Origin of the sequence: Yoonia sp. (assembly GCF_017854415.1) — a bacterium.
Taxonomy (GTDB): Bacteria; Pseudomonadota; Alphaproteobacteria; order Rhodobacterales; family Rhodobacteraceae; genus Yoonia.
In genome coordinates, this window is sequence record NZ_JAFMHR010000067.1 from 1 (window position 1) to 16,693 (window position 16,693).

16 protein-coding genes are annotated in these 16,693 nt (G+C 55.0%); 9 read left to right on the top strand and 7 right to left on the bottom strand.

Annotated features, from left to right (window positions below; all coding sequences use genetic code 11):
• The 3 genes from topA to tldD form a co-directional block, all read right to left on the bottom strand.
• Nucleotides 1-2,434: type I DNA topoisomerase (gene topA / locus QZ197_RS09100; RefSeq protein WP_296431597.1), on the bottom strand; the 2,434-nt coding region annotated here is incomplete at its 3' end.
• Nucleotides 2,435-2,539: 105 nt separating this feature from the next.
• The gene (gene dprA, locus QZ197_RS09105; RefSeq protein ID WP_296431598.1) at nt 2,540-3,670 is read right to left on the bottom strand and encodes a DNA-processing protein DprA; all 1,131 of its coding nucleotides are present in this window, start codon (nt 3,668-3,670) and stop codon (nt 2,540-2,542) included.
• Between the two features lie 110 nt (nt 3,671-3,780).
• Entirely contained in the window at nt 3,781-5,202 is a 1,422-nt protein-coding gene (gene tldD / locus QZ197_RS09110; RefSeq protein ID WP_296431599.1) for a metalloprotease TldD, read from the bottom strand.
• Nucleotides 5,203-5,434: 232 nt separating this feature from the next.
• On the opposite strand from tldD, the gene coxB reads away from it, so the two are divergent.
• The 9 genes from coxB to QZ197_RS09155 all read left to right on the top strand — a co-directional run bounded on the left by coxB (nt 5,435) and on the right by QZ197_RS09155 (nt 12,882).
• The gene (coxB, locus tag QZ197_RS09115) at nt 5,435-6,208 is read left to right on the top strand and encodes a cytochrome c oxidase subunit II (protein ID WP_296431600.1); all 774 of its coding nucleotides are present in this window, start codon (nt 5,435-5,437) and stop codon (nt 6,206-6,208) included.
• 84 nt (nt 6,209-6,292) lie between these two features.
• A complete protein-coding gene (gene cyoE, locus QZ197_RS09120) occupies nt 6,293-7,225 on the top strand; it encodes a heme o synthase (RefSeq protein WP_296431601.1) in 933 nt (310 codons plus the stop codon).
• Complete coding sequence (locus QZ197_RS09125; RefSeq protein ID WP_296431603.1) at nt 7,225-7,428, top strand: hypothetical protein; 204 nt, start codon at nt 7,225-7,227, stop codon at nt 7,426-7,428. The genes cyoE and QZ197_RS09125 overlap by 1 nt, the downstream gene beginning before the upstream one ends.
• Nucleotides 7,425-8,039 carry a cytochrome c oxidase assembly protein gene (locus QZ197_RS09130; protein WP_296431604.1) on the top strand — a complete coding sequence of 205 codons (615 nt, stop codon included), beginning with the start codon at nt 7,425-7,427 and terminating at the stop codon, nt 8,037-8,039. Before QZ197_RS09125 ends, QZ197_RS09130 begins: the two co-directional genes overlap by 4 nt.
• A gap of 26 nt (nt 8,040-8,065) precedes the next feature.
• On the top strand, nt 8,066-8,869 hold the full coding sequence (locus QZ197_RS09135; protein ID WP_296431606.1) for a cytochrome c oxidase subunit 3: 804 nt from the start codon (nt 8,066-8,068) through the stop codon (nt 8,867-8,869).
• A gap of 95 nt (nt 8,870-8,964) precedes the next feature.
• Nucleotides 8,965-9,642, top strand: coding sequence for an SURF1 family protein (locus QZ197_RS09140; protein ID WP_296431607.1), 678 nt, complete (start codon nt 8,965-8,967; stop codon nt 9,640-9,642).
• Between the two features lie 5 nt (nt 9,643-9,647).
• Nucleotides 9,648-11,033: a threonine synthase gene (thrC, locus tag QZ197_RS09145; RefSeq protein WP_296431608.1), complete on the top strand. Its 1,386-nt coding sequence runs from the start codon at nt 9,648-9,650 to the stop codon at nt 11,031-11,033.
• A complete protein-coding gene (locus QZ197_RS09150) occupies nt 11,030-12,298 on the top strand; it encodes a pitrilysin family protein (protein ID WP_296431609.1) in 1,269 nt (422 codons plus the stop codon). The genes thrC and QZ197_RS09150 overlap by 4 nt, the downstream gene beginning before the upstream one ends.
• Entirely contained in the window at nt 12,298-12,882 is a 585-nt protein-coding gene (locus QZ197_RS09155; RefSeq protein ID WP_296431610.1) for a GNAT family protein, read from the top strand. Before QZ197_RS09150 ends, QZ197_RS09155 begins: the two co-directional genes overlap by 1 nt.
• A gap of 52 nt (nt 12,883-12,934) precedes the next feature.
• Here the strand turns inward: QZ197_RS09155 and QZ197_RS09160 are convergent, their stop codons facing one another.
• The 4 genes from QZ197_RS09160 to QZ197_RS09175 form a co-directional block, all read right to left on the bottom strand.
• The gene (locus QZ197_RS09160) at nt 12,935-13,924 is read right to left on the bottom strand and encodes a nuclear transport factor 2 family protein (RefSeq protein ID WP_296431611.1); all 990 of its coding nucleotides are present in this window, start codon (nt 13,922-13,924) and stop codon (nt 12,935-12,937) included.
• A 4-nt stretch (nt 13,925-13,928) separates the two neighbouring features.
• A complete protein-coding gene (locus QZ197_RS09165; RefSeq protein WP_296431612.1) occupies nt 13,929-14,807 on the bottom strand; it encodes a carbohydrate ABC transporter permease in 879 nt (292 codons plus the stop codon).
• A 6-nt stretch (nt 14,808-14,813) separates the two neighbouring features.
• Entirely contained in the window at nt 14,814-15,839 is a 1,026-nt protein-coding gene (locus tag QZ197_RS09170; protein ID WP_296431613.1) for a sugar ABC transporter permease, read from the bottom strand.
• Nucleotides 15,840-15,902: 63 nt separating this feature from the next.
• On the bottom strand, nt 15,903-16,693 hold a 791-nt coding region (locus QZ197_RS09175), incomplete at its 5' end, for an extracellular solute-binding protein (protein ID WP_296431614.1).

The window sequence follows — 16,693 nt, forward strand, 5'->3', positions numbered from 1 at the left end:
TCGCGTTAATCTTTTCCCACTTCACATATGGTCCGTATTTGCCGTCAAAGATATTAACCGGACCGCTTGCCTCTGGGTGTTCGCCAAGCTCACGAATTGGTGCTGCGGCCTTGCCACGCTGTCCACGCGACGCCACTTTCTCTGCCAAAAGCTGCACCGCTCGGTTCATTCCGACGGTCCAAACTTCATCAATGCTGTCAAGGTTAGCGTTTGTGCCACCACGAAACGACGTGCTCTCGGCGTGTTTCAAATATGGACCGTAGCGACCAAGATTAGCCCAAACGGTCACGCCATCCTCTGGGTGCGGGCCGATCTCGCGGGGCAGAGACAGCAGCATTACTGCCTGTTCAAGCGTGACTTCTTCCGGCTCCCAACCTTCGGGAATACCTTGGCGGTTCGGCTTTTTGTTCTCTTCGGTCACTTCGCCGCGCTGGGCATAGGGGCCAAAACGGCCCTTAAAAATGCGAATTTCGTCATCCGCATCATTGCCTAATAACTTGCCTTCGGGTGGAATAGCAGACGCTTCTGCCTCCGGATCGGGTGGACCGAACGCACGTGTATAGCGGCATTCGGGATAGTTCGAGCATCCAATAAATGCGCCGCCTGCACGGGCGGTCCGCATCGAAAGACGACCCGCGCCGCAATTTGGGCAAAGGCGCGGATCGCCACCATCTTCAAGCGGCGGGAACAAATGTGGCTCAAGCACGTCGTTGATTTTCTCAAGCACCTCGGTGATCCGTAAATCAGCCGTTTCGGCAACCGCAGCAGAGAAATCGCGCCAGAACTGATGCAGCACTTTCTTATAGTCGGCGTTGCCTGCACTCACCTCATCAAGCTGGTTTTCAAGATCGGCGGTGAAGTCATAGCCAATATATTTACGGAAATAATTGGTGAGGAATGCCGTGACCAACCGTCCCTTATCTTGTGGGATCAGGCGGTTTTTGTCCTTTTCGACATACCCACGGTCCTGAATCGTCGTCACGATCGACGCATAGGTTGACGGCCGGCCGATGCCCAATTCTTCCATGCGCTTGACCAAAGTGGCTTCGGTATAGCGCGGCGGAGGCTGCGTGAAATGCTGCTCTGGGTCGACAGATTTCTTTTGTGCCTTCTCGCCCTCGGCCAGTTGTGGCAAGCGCTTGTCATCATCATCGACAACGCTGTCATCGCGGCCTTCTTCGTAGATCGCGATGAAGCCTTCAAAGACCATAACCTGACCGTTGGCACGCAAAACAACCTGCTCATCGGCGCTGGTGATATCTACAACGGTCCGTTCCAAACGGGCGGCGGCCATTTGGCTGGCCATGGTGCGTTTGTAGATCAGATCGTATAATTTCCGTTGATCGGAATCGACGATTTTGGCGTCTTCGGTACTGACAAACATCTCTGTCGGGCGAATACATTCATGCGCCTCTTGCGCGTTTTTGGCCTTGTTTTTATAGATACGCGGCTCTGTCGGTAAATAATCTGCACCGAATTTTGCTTTGATCGAGTCGCGCGTTCCGGTCACGGCCTCTGGGGCCATATCGATACCGTCGGTCCGCATGTATGTGATTAATCCCGCCTCATAAAGGCGCTGGGCCACGGACATTGTTTGCTTGGCACCCATGCCGAACTTGCGGCTGGCCTCTTGCTGCAGCGTTGAGGTCATGAAGGGCGGGGAGGGGTTGCGTGTGGCGGGTTTCGCCTCAACAGATTTGATGAACAAACCGCGGGAATTTACGGCTTGCACGGCCATTTCGGCCTGTGTGGCATTACCAAGGTCGAACTTATCCAGCTTTTTGCCAGCCAGGCTGATCAGGCGCGCGTCGAAGGTTTGACCGCGCGGCGATTGCATCAGGGCCTTAACGGTCCAGTATTCTTGGTTGCGAAACGCTTCGATTTCCATCTCGCGCTCTACAATGATGCGCAAGCAAACAGATTGAACGCGGCCAGCCGATTTTGCACCGGGCAGTTTGCGCCACAGAACTGGGGAAAGATTGAAACCGACCAAATAATCCAACGCGCGGCGGGCCAGATAAGCCTCGACCAAAGGCTGATCGACCTGACGGGGGTTGGCCATCGCGTCCATAACGGCAGTTTTTGTGATCGCGTTGAACACCACGCGGCTAATGGGCGTGTCTTTCTTGATCGCCTTCTTTGCTAACAATGCCTCAGTAAGGTGCCAGGAAATCGCTTCGCCTTCGCGGTCGGGGTCGGTTGCGAGGATCAGTTCGTTGTCGTTCTTTAGCGCGTCAACAATAGCCTTAATGTGCTTTTTGCTGTCAGACGCGATTTCCCATTTCATGTCGAAATCGTCATCAGGAAGGACTGATCCGTCCTTTGGCGGCAGGTCCCTTACGTGTCCGTAAGACGCCAAGACAGTGTAGTTGCTGCCAAGGTAGCCGTTGATTTTCTTGGCTTTCGCGGGGGATTCGACAACGACAACAGGCATGGGAATCCTTCACAAGAATTAAGCGTTCATAAGTCCGGCAAGATGTGGCGTCTGTCGGTCGAATGTCAATGAGGGGAAAAATCTTTGCTGAAATCAAGGTCGCCGTCAGGTGAGCCGTGACAATAATCCACCCGCTTGGCGCAGGATTTTGCCATCCAGTTCCAAATCAATCAGAGCCGGCGCAAGATCGGACGCTTGGGCGCGCATGTCGCGGGCCAGCTGATCTTCGGCAACTGGCGAGGGCCCAAGCCGCGCGAGGATTTGACTGTGCAAGGCTGCCGTTTCGCGCAAGCTTGGCTTTGGCGCGGGAACTGGGGACGTCGAAATTTCAGTAATGCGTGGCGTCGTGTTGATCGCCTCAATCACATCGCGTGCATTGCGCACCAAAGTGGCCCCGTCACGGATCAACATATTACAGCCCCAGGCACGCGCATCGAACGGATGCCCCGGCACTGCCAGAACGTCGCGACCTTGATCCAGCGCATTGCGCGCAGTGATCAAACTACCTGACTTAGCGGCGGCTTCGACCACGACAACAGCCTGCGCCAATCCTGAAATAATTCTATTGCGCGCCGGAAAATGCCGCGCTTGCGGTTGCAGACCCATCGGCATTTCCGACAGTCGCAAACCCTTTTTTGCAATGTCGCTCGCCAGCTTGGCGTTTTCAGCAGGATAAATCACATCGACGCCGCCCGCTTGTACCGCAACCGTCCCGCCCGACAATGCGCCAAGGTGCGCCGCTGCATCAATGCCGCGCGCAAGGCCCGAAACGACTGTGATCCCCTCACTACCTAATTCTTCGGCTAGTTTTTTCGCCATACGCGTCCCGAGCGATGACGCATTTCGTGCGCCCACCAAAGCCACCATCGGGCGTTCAAGCAACGCAAGCGATCCAATCGCCCAAAGGATCGGGGGGGAATCGCTGATGTCCGAAAGTGTCGCCGGATAATCGGGGCCACCTTCAATGATCAACTGCGCACCTGCTTTACGCCCTGCGGCCAATTCGGCATGGGCGCGTTCAATCGGATAGATCACATAGTCCGACACACCGGACGCTTTGGCTATTTCCGGCAACGCTTCCAAAGCTGCCGCCGCAGTTCCATGTTCTGCGATCAACCGCCGATAGGTGGCAATCCCGACCCGTCGAGAACGCAATAGGCGAAGCCGGCTGACTATATCCTCTTCCGTGGTGGGTAGGAGTGGGGGGGATCTGAAAGAGTATTGTATTCCAGCCATGCACCAGCTCCGCCATATTGCCCCCCGACTGTTAGGCGCTCAGAGTTAATGAGTAGTGAATCAAAGCAAGGAAATTTCCGACTAAAGGCATTTTCAGCAAAGCAAGGCGTTTAAGTCGCCGCACCGCCAACGGTAAGCCCGCCAATCATCAGGCTTGGTTGACCCACACCAACCGGCACCCATTGGCCCGCTTTTCCGCAATTTCCGATGCCCGGATCAAGCGCCAGATCATTACCAATCCCACGAATTTGCTTCAATGCAGTCGCACCATCGCCGATCAATGTGGCACCCTTCACGGGTGCCCCGACGATACCATTCTTGACGCGGTAAGCTTCGGTGCAGGAAAATACGAATTTGCCATTGGTAATATCGACCTGACCGCCACCAAATCCGACTGCATAAATGCCGTCTTTCAGATCTGCGACCAAGGCTTCGGGGGCCGTGTCACCGGCCAACATGTATGTATTCGTCATGCGCGGCATCGGCGCATGGGCATAGCTTTCGCGGCGGCCATTGCCTGTCGGGGCGACCCCCATCAGCCGCGCATTCTGGCGATCCTGCATGTAACCGACCAACACGCCGTCCTCGATCAGGGTATTTTTCGCGCTGGGCGTACCTTCATCATCAACTGTGATTGATCCACGGCGATCAGGTATTGTGCCGTCGTCCAAGACGGTCACACCTTTTGCTGCAATCTGTTGCCCCATCAGACCTGCAAATGCACTTGAACCTTTGCGATTGAAATCACCCTCAAGCCCGTGCCCGATTGCTTCATGCAGCAAAATGCCGGGCCAACCGGGGCCAAGAACAACGTCCATCACGCCCGCAGGGGCGGGTTCGGCATCAAGATTGACCAATGCGATACGCAGCGCTTCGCGGGTGACAGGTTCCCAATTGTCGCGACCGATCAAACCGATCAGGCCTGCACGGCCACCACCACCCATGCCACCGCTTTCACGCTTGCCGTTTTCTTCAACGATCACGCTGATGTTCAGGCGCGACATCGGGCGGGTGTCCGTGACCAATGTGCCTTCGGGACGCAGAATTAGCACCTCTTGATGCGAGGCGGCAATGGTAGCCGAAACTTGGACGACACGCGGATCAAGGGCGCGGGCAAAGGTATCGATTTCGCGCAGCAAGTCGATTTTCGCAGGGAAAGTGGCTTGTAACATCGGGTCTTCGTCTGAATACAGCTTTTGGTTCGTGCCAGCAGGTGCGGCAGACATCGTGCCACCACCGTCACCAATCGCTAGGCGCGCTGTCGCAACCGCGCGCTTTAAAGCGTGTTCGTCAATTGTCGTTGAATGCGCATAACCGGCCGTTTCACCGCGGACAGCACGCAGTCCGAACCCTTCGGACGCATCAAAACTTGCGGTCTTGATCCGACCATCATCGAATGAAATCACCTCGGATTTGCGACGCTCAAGAAACAATTCGCCATCATCAGCACCTGCTGTTGCCTCTTGCAAAAGGCCAAGGGCAGTGTCGAGATCAAGATTGGTCTCGAACGGAAGGAACGGGTCTGTGGACATGCTGTTTTCCTTGAGAGAGGTAAATTTTTCGGCAAAAGCGTCCGTTTGACGCAATAGCAGTTCTTGAGTTGTGCATCAGGATATGGGACACGGTCACTCGAATACAATGGGATTCCGCCCGTAGCCCGCGCGGAACATCCAGAGATACGCGCGAATATGCGCCACGAAGATTGGGTAAGATATGCGTTTGAACACCTTTGCAGCCTCACTTTGGACGACCGCTGGTCTTGTGATGGCAGGAACCTCTGCTGTTGCACAAGAAGTGAATCAGGAACTTGAGATTGTCGGCAAGCCGATCAACGGGGCCACTGGCTTTCAGCCTGCCGCGTCCGAATTGATGCGCGATGTCGTTTGGCTCGATAATATGCTGCTGGTGATTATTACGATCATCACGCTGTTTGTAACCGGTCTGCTTGCTTGGGTTTGCATCCGTTACAACCAGAAACGTCAACCGGTGCCTGCGACGTTCACACATAACTCTCCGCTCGAGGTCGCATGGACGGTTGTCCCAGTCGTGATCCTTGTGTTTATCGGTGCGTTTTCACTGCCCGTGCTTTTCAAACAGCAGGAAATTCCCGAGGCTGACATCACGATCAAAGTGACTGGCTACCAGTGGTATTGGGGCTACGAATACGTGGACCACGGTGTATCGTTTGACAGCTATATGCTGGCCCGCGAAGACCTTGAGGAATTCGGTTATACCCAAGCAGAGTACCTTTTGGCCACTGACACATCTGTTGTCGTTCCAATCGGCGCGACAGTCGTGATGCAAGTGACTGGCGCGGACGTGATCCATTCTTGGACAATTCCGGCATTCGGCGTGAAGCAAGACGCAGTGCCGGGCCGGTTGGCCGAACTTTGGTTCGCGGCCGAACGTGAAGGCATCTACTTTGGCCAGTGCTCAGAGCTTTGCGGCAAAGACCACGCCTATATGCCGATCACTGTTAAGGTCGTCAGCCAAGAGACATATGACGCATGGTTGGCAGCAGCTGGCGGCACGTCCTAAAACGTAAGGTGGGTCTAGACCCACCTTACTCTTAGCTCATCCTTTGCGGGATGGGTTCCAATTCTCCTTTTTCTAAGGTCAGCTATGAGCGATATCAGCGCGACAGACAGAACCTACGAGGCCAACATGGGCGATTATTTCGCCCTTCTAAAGCCACGTGTCATGTCGCTTGTTGTCTTTACGGGGCTTGTCGGCTTGCTGGTCGCACCTGTGCCGGTGCATCCCTTTATCGGTTTCGTAGCGATCTTGTGCATTGCAGTGGGTGCAGGGGCGTCCGGAGCGCTGAATATGTGGTGGGACGCTGACATCGACGCCCGCATGAAGCGCACCGCAGGCCGTCCTATCCCGTCAGGCCGCGTGCAACCGGGTGAAGCACTGGGGATCGGTCTGGCGCTTTCAGGTTTTTCAGTCGTTTTGTTGGCGCTGGCCACGAACTTTCTGGCAGCATTTCTCCTGTTCTTTACGATTTTCTTTTACGCGGTCATCTATTCAATGTGGCTCAAGCGGGCGACACCGCAGAACATCGTGATTGGCGGGGCCGCTGGCGCTTTTCCTCCGATGATCGGTTGGGCAGTGGCAACGGGCAGTGTCAGCATCGAAAGCATCTTGATGTTCGCGCTGATCTTTATGTGGACACCACCGCATTTCTGGGCGCTGGCGCTTTTTGTGAAGTCCGACTATGGCCGCGCTGGTGTGCCAATGTTGACTGAAACGCATGGGCGGGACGTGACGCGCAAGCACGTGATTGTATACACTTTGCTTCTAGTACCGGTCGCGATTGGCCTTGGTTTTACATCAATTGGCGGGCCAGTGTATCTGGCGGTGGCGGTCATTATGAACGCTTGGTTCCTGAAGGGCGCTTATGACATCTGGACGCGGACCGATGCGGACTGCGAAGCCGACAAACACAAGGTCGAGATCAAGGTTTTCAAAGTCTCCCTTTATTATCTATTTGCCCACTTCGGCGCATTGCTGATCGAAGCGGCCCTCCGCCTTTACGGTATCGGAGGTTGGTGATGACAATTCAGGTCGAGCACGAAATCCACGAGCGCCGCAAAGGTCGTAACTATGGCGTTGGGCTTTTGCTTGCCGGGTTTATTGCGATCATCTTTGGCCTGACAGTCGTAAAGGTGCTGCAATTGGGCGACGTCGCTCAATTCGAAAAATTTGACCACGTGGCACGGCCACAGATTATCCCAGAGGAAGGCGCAGGCGAATGAAACTATTTCCAAACTTGCAAGGACCTCAGCGTACTGTCGTACAGACAGTGTCAGTTGTTTTCCTGATGGGTGGATTGGCGTGGGCGTCGGTGCCGTTTTATGACTGGTTCTGCCGTGTCACTGGCTTTGGTGGCGCGACAAACGTGGCCGAGGTCGGTAGCGATGTGATCTTGGAGCAAACGATCAAAGTGCGGTTTGATGCGTCGCTCGAGCGGGACATGCCGTGGACCTTCAAGCCGGAAGTCCGGGAAATGGAAATCCGTATTGGCGAAACCGGATTGGCCTTTTACGAAGCACACAACCCGCTTGATGTACCGATTGCGGGGCAGGCCGCCTATAACGTGACCCCATACGAAGCAGGCGTGTTCTTTGATAAGATCGAGTGCTTCTGCTTTACTGAACAGGTGCTCATGCCGGGCGAAACAGTCATGATGCCGGTCAGCTTTTTTGTGGACCCTGCAATCGTCGATGACCGCGAAGGCAAACATGTCCATACGATCACGCTCAGCTACACTTTTTACCAGATCGATCTGCCAGAAGAAGAAATTCAGGCATCTCTGGCATCAGAAACTTTGACATCTACGTCGCCAGTCGGCATAGAAACCAACTAAAGACCAGCCAATAGGGAACGCACTACATGGCACATGCAAAGAACCACGATTACCACATTTTGCCACCATCCATTTGGCCGCTCTTGGGCGGTTTGGGTGCGTTTGTTATGCTTTTCGGGGCGACAATCTGGATGCACGGGTCCGGTCCATACATCTTCTTGATGGGTCTGGCCGCGGTCCTCTACGTCATGTTCGCATGGTGGTCCGAGGTGGTTCATGAGAGCATCGCCGGTGATCACACACCTGTCGTGCGGATCGGCCTGCGCTACGGATTTATTATGTTCATCATGTCAGAAGTGATGTTCTTTGCCGCTTGGTTCTGGTCTTTCTTCAAGCATACCATCTACCCGATGAACGAATATGCGGGCACGACCTATATCGCGCCGGAATTCTATCAGGTTGATGCGTTCCACCTGCCACTCATCAACACACTTGTGTTGCTCTGCTCTGGTATGGCAGTCACATGGGCGCACCACGCGTTGGTCCATGAAAACAACCGCAAAGACCTGGAAATGGGTCTGCTGCTCGCAGTGGTTCTTGGTATCCTCTTCACCGGTCTGCAGGCCTACGAATACTGGTACCTTCTGGTCGAGCAAGACTGGACATTTGGTGGCGATAAGTTCTTCTCGAACTTCTTTATGGCCACTGGTTTCCACGGTTTCCACGTGATCATCGGTACGATCTTCCTGTTCATTTGCTACCTCCGTGCGCGTGCTGGACACTTCACCCCAGAGCGTCACGTCGGCTTTGAAGCAGCAGCTTGGTACTGGCATTTCGTTGATGTGGTATGGTTGTTCCTGTTCTTCGCTGTCTACATCTGGGGCATATAAGACCACCCCTTTCCCGTATGGTGGGTCGTGATCCACCATACCTGAATTAAACGCGCGGGACCCATCTCGCGCGTTTTGACCTTCAAAGGCGCAATATGCTGCGTAAAATTCTCTTTCCTTTGGTCCTTGGTTTGGCTGGTTGTGGCGTGTTGATCAGCCTTGGCTTGTGGCAAGTTGACCGCCTAGCATGGAAAGAGGATGTCCTAGCCGGGATCAACAGTCGCTTGGCGGCAGCACCCGCAGAACTGACACCAAACGTTTCAGAAGCTTTGGATGAATACACCCGCGTCACGCTTGTCGGCACCCCGACAGGCGAAGAACTGCATGTTTTGGTATCGGGCACCGAAGCGGGCACCGGTTACCGGGTGATCTCAAAGGTCGAAACTGCGTTTGGTGCGATTTTGGTGGACCAAGGCTTGCTGGCGATCGACAACAAAGCGGCGATGCCTTTGATCGCTGAAATGCAGATCGACGGGACATTGATCTGGCCCGATGATCAAAATGCGCAAACTCCTGATGCGGACCTTGCTGCAAACATTTGGTTTGCACGCAACGTGGACACGATGTCTGCAGCTTTGGACACTTTGCCCCTGATGGTCGTCACGACCAGCACCACGCCAGCCGATCCGCGACTGGTCGCTTTGCCCGTCAACACAACGACCGTCAAGAATGACCACTTCGAATACGCGGTCACATGGTTCTTGCTGGCGCTTGTCTGGGCGATTATGAGCATTTACTTAATCCTTCGCACCACACGCCCAAAGGACGCCTGAATATCATGCGGTACATTTCGACCCGTGGCACAGCACCGGACCTGAGTTTTGAAGAGGCAATGCTGACTGGCCTTGCCCGCGACGGTGGCCTTTATGTCCCCGACCAAGTGCCAACACTGACCCATGTGCAGATCGCCGCAATGGCAGGCAAATCCTATGAAGAGGTCGCGTTTGAAGTGATGCGCCCCTTTATCGGCGACACCTTCACCGACGCAGAATTCAAAACGCTGATCAAACAAGCCTATGCTGGTTTCGGCCACGCCGCCCGTGCGCCGTTGGTTCAAATCGACAGTAACCACTACCTACTCGAGCTCTTCCACGGGCCAACGCTGGCGTTCAAAGATTTCGCCATGCAACTGATCGGGCAAATGTTCCAAGCGGCACTGTCACGCTCTGGCGACCGCGTCACCATCGTGGGGGCAACGTCTGGCGACACAGGCTCTGCTGCGATCGAAGCATTTCGCGGGCTCAAAGCGGTTGATGTGATCATCATGTACCCACATGGCCGCGTTTCCGAAGTGCAGCGCCGCCAGATGACAACGCCCACGGAAAGCAATGTGCATGCGCTGGCGGTCGACGGGGATTTCGACGATTGCCAAGCAGCCGTCAAAGACATGTTCAACGATTTCGCCTTCCGCGAAGACGTGAAACTGGCTGGCGTGAATTCGATTAACTGGGGCCGTGTCTTGGCGCAGGTCGTTTATTATTTCACCGCTGCTGTCTCGCTGGGTGCACCACACCGTAAGGTTAGCTTTACCGTGCCAACAGGCAACTTTGGCGACATCTTTGCGGGCTACATCGCCAAGCAAATGGGTTTGCCAATTGCTGATCTGATTGTCGCCACAAACCAAAACGACATTTTACACCGGACGCTGCAAACAGGTGCCTACACCAAAGAAGGTGTCAGCCCGACCATCAGCCCGTCGATGGATATCCAAGTCAGCTCGAATTTTGAGCGCGCGCTCTTTGATGCCTATGACCGCGACGGCGCAGCAGTCGCTGGGCAGATGGATGACCTCAAATCCGGCGGCTTTCAGATTAGCCAAGGTGCTTATCAGATGCTGAAAGATACGTTCAAATCGGGCCGTGCCTCTGAGAATGAAACTCATGCGGCGATTGAAACCTATCTTGCCAACCACGGCGAATTGCTCTGCCCGCACACCGCTGTCGGGGTGCATGTCGCCGAAGCGCACCTTGGCACGATTCCAATGGTTACACTCGCCACCGCCCATCCTGCGAAATTCCCGGACGCGGTGAAAGCCGCCTCTGGCGTATCTGCGCCACTTCCACCACGCATGGCGGACCTCTATGACCGACCAGAACGCGTCACCCGCGTCCCCAACGACCTTGCGGCAATTCAAGCCGTCATCAAAGAACGGATCGCCCATTGACCATCCAACTGCACACGCTGTCCAACGGCTTTCGCATTGTCACCGAAAATATGCCGGGGCTAAAATCAGCCAGTATTGGCATCTGGGTGCAAGCAGGCGGGCGGCATGAACGGATCGAACAAAACGGTATTGCGCATTTTCTTGAGCACATGGCGTTCAAGGGCACCAAGACCCGCAGTGCGCTGCAAATCGCTGAAAGCATCGAAGATGTGGGCGGCTATATCAACGCATATACCAGCCGCGAGATGACCGCATTTTATGCGCGCGTTCTCGAAGACGACGTGTCGCTTGGACTTGATGTCATCTCTGACATTTTGCTGAACCCGGTGTTTGACCCCGCCGAAATCGAAGTAGAGCGCGGCGTGATTTTGCAAGAGATTGGCCAAGCGCTTGATACGCCCGACGATATTATTTTCGATTGGCTACAAGAGGTGGCCTATCCAGATCAGGCATTGGGCCGCACGATTCTAGGTCCAACCGAACGCGTCAGCAGCTTTAACCGCGATGACCTGCAAGGGTTCGTGGGCGAACATTATGGTCCAAATCAGATGATCTTGTCTGCTGCAGGTGCAATCGATCACGAGGCCATTGTGCGCGAAGCCGAAGCCTTGTTCGGCCATCTGCCCGCCGTGCCACGCGCGCCTGAATTGCTTCAGCCTGCCAAATTCGGTGGCGGTGAACGGCGCGAGAATAAGGCGCTCGAGCAAGTGCACTTTGCCCTCGCCCTTGAGGGGCCAACATACCTTGATCCCGCAATCTACACGGCACAGATTTATGCCAACGCGATGGGTGGTGGCATGTCCTCGCGCCTGTTCCAAGAGGTCCGTGAGAACCGTGGCTTGTGCTACACGATCTTCGCCCAGGCAGGTGCCTATGAGGACAGCGGCATGACTACGATATATGCAGGCACCAGCGCCGAGCAAATCGAAGAACTTGCCAACGTCACTATCGACGAAATGAAACGTGCTGCCGATGATATGTCTGCCGCGGAAGTCGCCCGTGCGCGGTCGCAAATGAAGGCAGGCCTATTGATGGGGCTGGAAAGCCCCTCGAACCGCGCGGAACGCTTGGCGCGTCTCTTGTCAATCTGGAGCCGCATCCCGTCGATCGATGAAACAATTGAACGGATTGATGATGTTACGACAGGGGACGTCAAAGACTTTGCAGGACAAATGGCGGGGCAAGCAGGCACGGCAATGGCCCTTTATGGACCTGCCGAGGCAGCACCGACATTGGATGCATTGAAAGAACGGCTGGCAGCATAATGTTAGGGGCCAAACGTAAGGTCCGGATCGAGACAGAGCGACTAACGCTACGTTTGCCGATGCATAGCGACTTTCGCACATGGTCTGCGCTGCGCCGCGACAGCGAAGCATTCCTAAAACCATGGGAGCCCACATGGGCCTCAGATCACCTATCGCGCAAAGCGTTCACAAACAGGGTTTATTGGGCGCAAAGATCGGTTTCCAACGGAACGGCCATGCCACTGTTCATTTTCCGACGTAGTGATGATGCGTTGGTCGGGGCGATCACGCTAGACCACATCAAACGCGGTCCAGCACAATCGGGGATCACAGGCTATTGGATGGGCGAACACTTCGCGCGCCAAGGCTATATGCGCGAAGCGATTGAAGCGGTGGTGCATCATGCCTTCACCGCTCTCGACCTAAGCCGGATCGAGGCAGGATGCCTGCCCGAAAACACGCCCTCAAGACGGCTGCTGGAGCAATGCGGCTATAAATACGAAGGCGTCGCGCAAAGCTATCTACAGATTAACGGCCGTTGGCGCAACCACGTGCTTTACGCCAACCTGCGCCACGACAGGCGCGGCAAAACCGACGTCGGTTAATCCGCGTCACCTACTTTTTCCGAAATCGACTTCCGCCGGTGGCATCCTGCCATCACAGCGTACGCATCCGTCCGAGGACGTCATTCCCCTGCATGGCCAGGAAATGCAGAATATCGATGAAAATCCAGTTTTCTGCCAGCTTACCCCCGTCACGACGGTACAAATCCACGACGCGCATTTCCGCAGGCTTCCCCGCAGGCATGCCCAGATAGCCGCCCGCATTCGTCACCGTCAGATTGGCCCAGCCAAAGAACCCGCCAAAATTACCTTCGGCCATCCGGCAAATATGGCCATTGAAAACGCGATCCTTGATCTGCGTGCGGAACGGGCGTTGGTGTTGTTCTACGTAACGGTCAATCGTATAGGTCGCCCCTATCCCGTCCGGCCCCCACCATAACATGTCGTCGTGCCAACATTGGGCAAGCTCTTCTTGCGGGGTTGCATATTTCTGATGGGTATTGATGTCACCAATCATTGTGTTGATCAGTGCCAGTGTCTTGTCACTGGTCGCAGGTGCCGCATCTTCAAACAACAGCCCATCATGCGTTGCAGGACCGGGTTGGACCAAATGCATGCCGGTCTGAGGGGGCAGGGGGTATTGGCCCGCTTGGTTCATCAAATGCACCAAATCGCAGAACATGGCGGTTTCAACGATCTTGCCATCTACGACTTTGTTGAACTCCGCATAACGTAGCATGGCAATGCGGCGGTTCGGCTTAATGCCCAGAAATGGCGCATCAAACAGCCCCATCAAATGCCCCATCGAGACGACCCAGACGGATTGAAAGTTATCAATCTCGTTGCGGCCCGCGATAAAGATATCCTGCCTGCGCTGGACCTTGGTCATGGCGCTTAAGAAAGGCGCCCAAAAGCTGTCTGCCACGGCTGCGGCCCCGTGATGTTCATAAAACGGGTGCATGCCGCGCCAATGCCAATCAGCACTGGTACGTTCAGCCAATACGCTTGCAACTGTCTCGGGCGTAGCCTTGGCCAGCGCATCGTAATGGGCGCGCACAAGCGCCTTTTCTTCTTGAAAACTCATAGGATTAGCCTTTCACAGCACCTGCAGTCAGACCAGACACAATCTGTTTCTGGAAGAAGATGATCATCACAAACAAAGGCGCTGTCACTGACACAACCGCCGCGACCGCAAACATGACGTTGCCTTTGGTCTGGGTTGTCCCAAGGAAGCTAGCCAGTTTGGGCACCATCGTCTGGTTTTCTTTGCTCAGTAGCATAGAGGTCACTGCAAAGTCGTTATAGGCCAGCAGAAAGCTGAACAATCCCGTCGTAATGACACCTGGCCACATCACCGGAATAATAACATGGCGGAACGCCTGAAAACGGGTGCAGCCATCGACCATGGCGCTTTCGTCTAAATCCTTGGGGATATTCTTAAAGAACGCATGCAGCATCCAAAGGGTGAAGGGCTGATTGATTGCAACCAAAACGATTATCGTCGTGCTCAGATGTCCCCACAGGTTCCACTCAAAGAACGGCAACAGATAGCCGGACACCAGCGTGATTGGCGGCATTGCACGAAACATCAGCGCGAACAGCAAGAACCAGAATGCATACCGGTAAGTGGACCGCGACAACGCGTAGCCCCCCAACGTGCCACAGGTCAGCGAGATGGTGACGACACAAAAGCAGACAATAAATGTGTTCAACGCTGCGCGCCAAAACTCTTCTTGCACCCATGCGCCATAGTATCCGGCACCGGTAAAGCTGCCTCCTGTCTCAATGGTGGTCAGCGTGCCAAAGATGGAGTTCGCCCAGTCGGCCTTGGAAAAGAAATCTCCCTCGACTTTGAATGACCCCCAAAGGGTCCAAATGAACGGGAACGCCGCCATGATCAGCCAGATCGCTAAAAAGCTATAGGCAAAAAACTGGGCAGACGGGGAAAGGCGGGTGGCTTTTGACATCGGTGACTACCTCGGGGTGCCAAAGTCGCGCCATGTGCGGACAAGGACAGGGGACAACAAAATAGCGACGCCAATGATAGTCAGAACAGACGTGGCCGCAGCAGACGACAGCAGCCGCGTCTCGCCGCCCAGATCGTTAAAGATCGCATAGGACAACGACGTGGCATGGGCTTGGGCGCTAAAGCTGACGATAGGTTCAAAGACGCGGAAGTTATCCATCAACTGGATCAGCGCGATAAACGTTGTCAATGGCACCAGGTGCGGGATGATCACATAGCGGATGCGTTGCGCACGGGTGGCCCCGTCAATCATCGCGGCTTCCAGCGTGTCCGTGTTCACCGTTTGCAGACCAGCATAGTAGACGATGAATGCGAACGGGGCAGAGGACCAGACGCCGTAAACCATCAACATGATCCACATCAGCGGGGTAGAGGCTTTGACCGAAAGGTCCGGATCATCTGCCAACCATTGTAAGGTGGTGCCCAAGATACCGCGTGCATCCACCATCCAGAACAGGATCAAAGATCCCACCAACGGGGTCACAATCATCGGCAACAGAGACAGGAAAATCGTAGGGCCACGCATCGCACGCGCGGCGGCATTCACGCCAATGGCAATGAAAAAGCCCAATATGATCGTGAGCGGCGTCACGATAGCGGTGTACGTTAGAGTAAACGCCATCGCGTCGTAGAATGGCAAGTTCATCAAGGCGCGGCCAAAGTCAGGCAAGCCATCGGAATTGATAAAGGCTTGAGATACTTCATCCAAGGCAAGGTGATTGCGGTCTTTGTAGATATCCAGACCAGCCCATTGACCTAACGGCTCTGCCTCGCGCAAGGCGGCGGTGGCAGAGGTATCAACGGATGTGTCCGTGGTACAGCCAAAGGGGCCGCAATTCTCGACTTCGATGATGACTTGCTCGTGGGCTTGATACAGCGATTGGGTCACAACCGACACGATCGGAAAGGCGATGAACAGCAGCATCATCAGGGATGACGGCAGGACAAACCAAAAGAAAGATGAATGCTTCATGTGCTTTGCCCCAAGATCGAAAAACGGGCAAGGCGCATGGTCCGCGCCTTGCCCAAATGGTCCTTACTGAAGGAACCCTTTTTCAGTCGCAGCAGCCGTATAAGCAGCTTCGATGTCAGCCAATGTCTGCTCTGCGCTCTCGTTGCCCTGCAAGAAGTCGGCAATGTTATCACCCAGTGCTGTGTGCAGCAGGCCTTGGAACGGGCGCATTGGGTAAGGCTGCGAACCTGCGGCAACAGAGGCCAGAACGCCCTCGTTCACTGCGGCAGGTGTGTAGCCTTCCATCAGCCAAACGGCTTGGCCCATGGTCTCGTCATTCAAGATTGCGGGGGATACGCCCGCTGCCATCGCTTGGAATGTAGCCGCTGCATCCGCGTCGCTGATGTTCTTGGCTACTGTCCAGCCGTCCCACCAAAGTGTCGTTGCCGGAGTGCCGCTGCCGCCAACGGTCAGCGGGCCTGAAACCATTGTGTTCTCATAAACAACCGGCTCTGAACCTTCGTCGTCCATCAACACACCGGTCCGGCTGCCCCACATGTTCATCAAGGCCACGTTCCCTGCTTCCCACTCGGCGGACGTCGCGTTGCTGTCGTGCGTCAGGTAATCGGGGTTCATGTATTCGGTCAGCGCCTTCATCATCTCAAGCGCTTCAACGCCTTGGGCATTGTTTATGCTGACTTCGGCGGTACCTGGATTAAAGAACTGGCCACCTGTACCGATGTACATATTGGTGAATTCCTGCGCGAGGTTCCAACCAGCGGCATATGCGCCACCTACTGGATTTTCCATGATGCCTGCCGCTCGAATTGCTTCGGCCGCAGCAAGGACCTCTTCGTAGGACGTTGGCACATCTA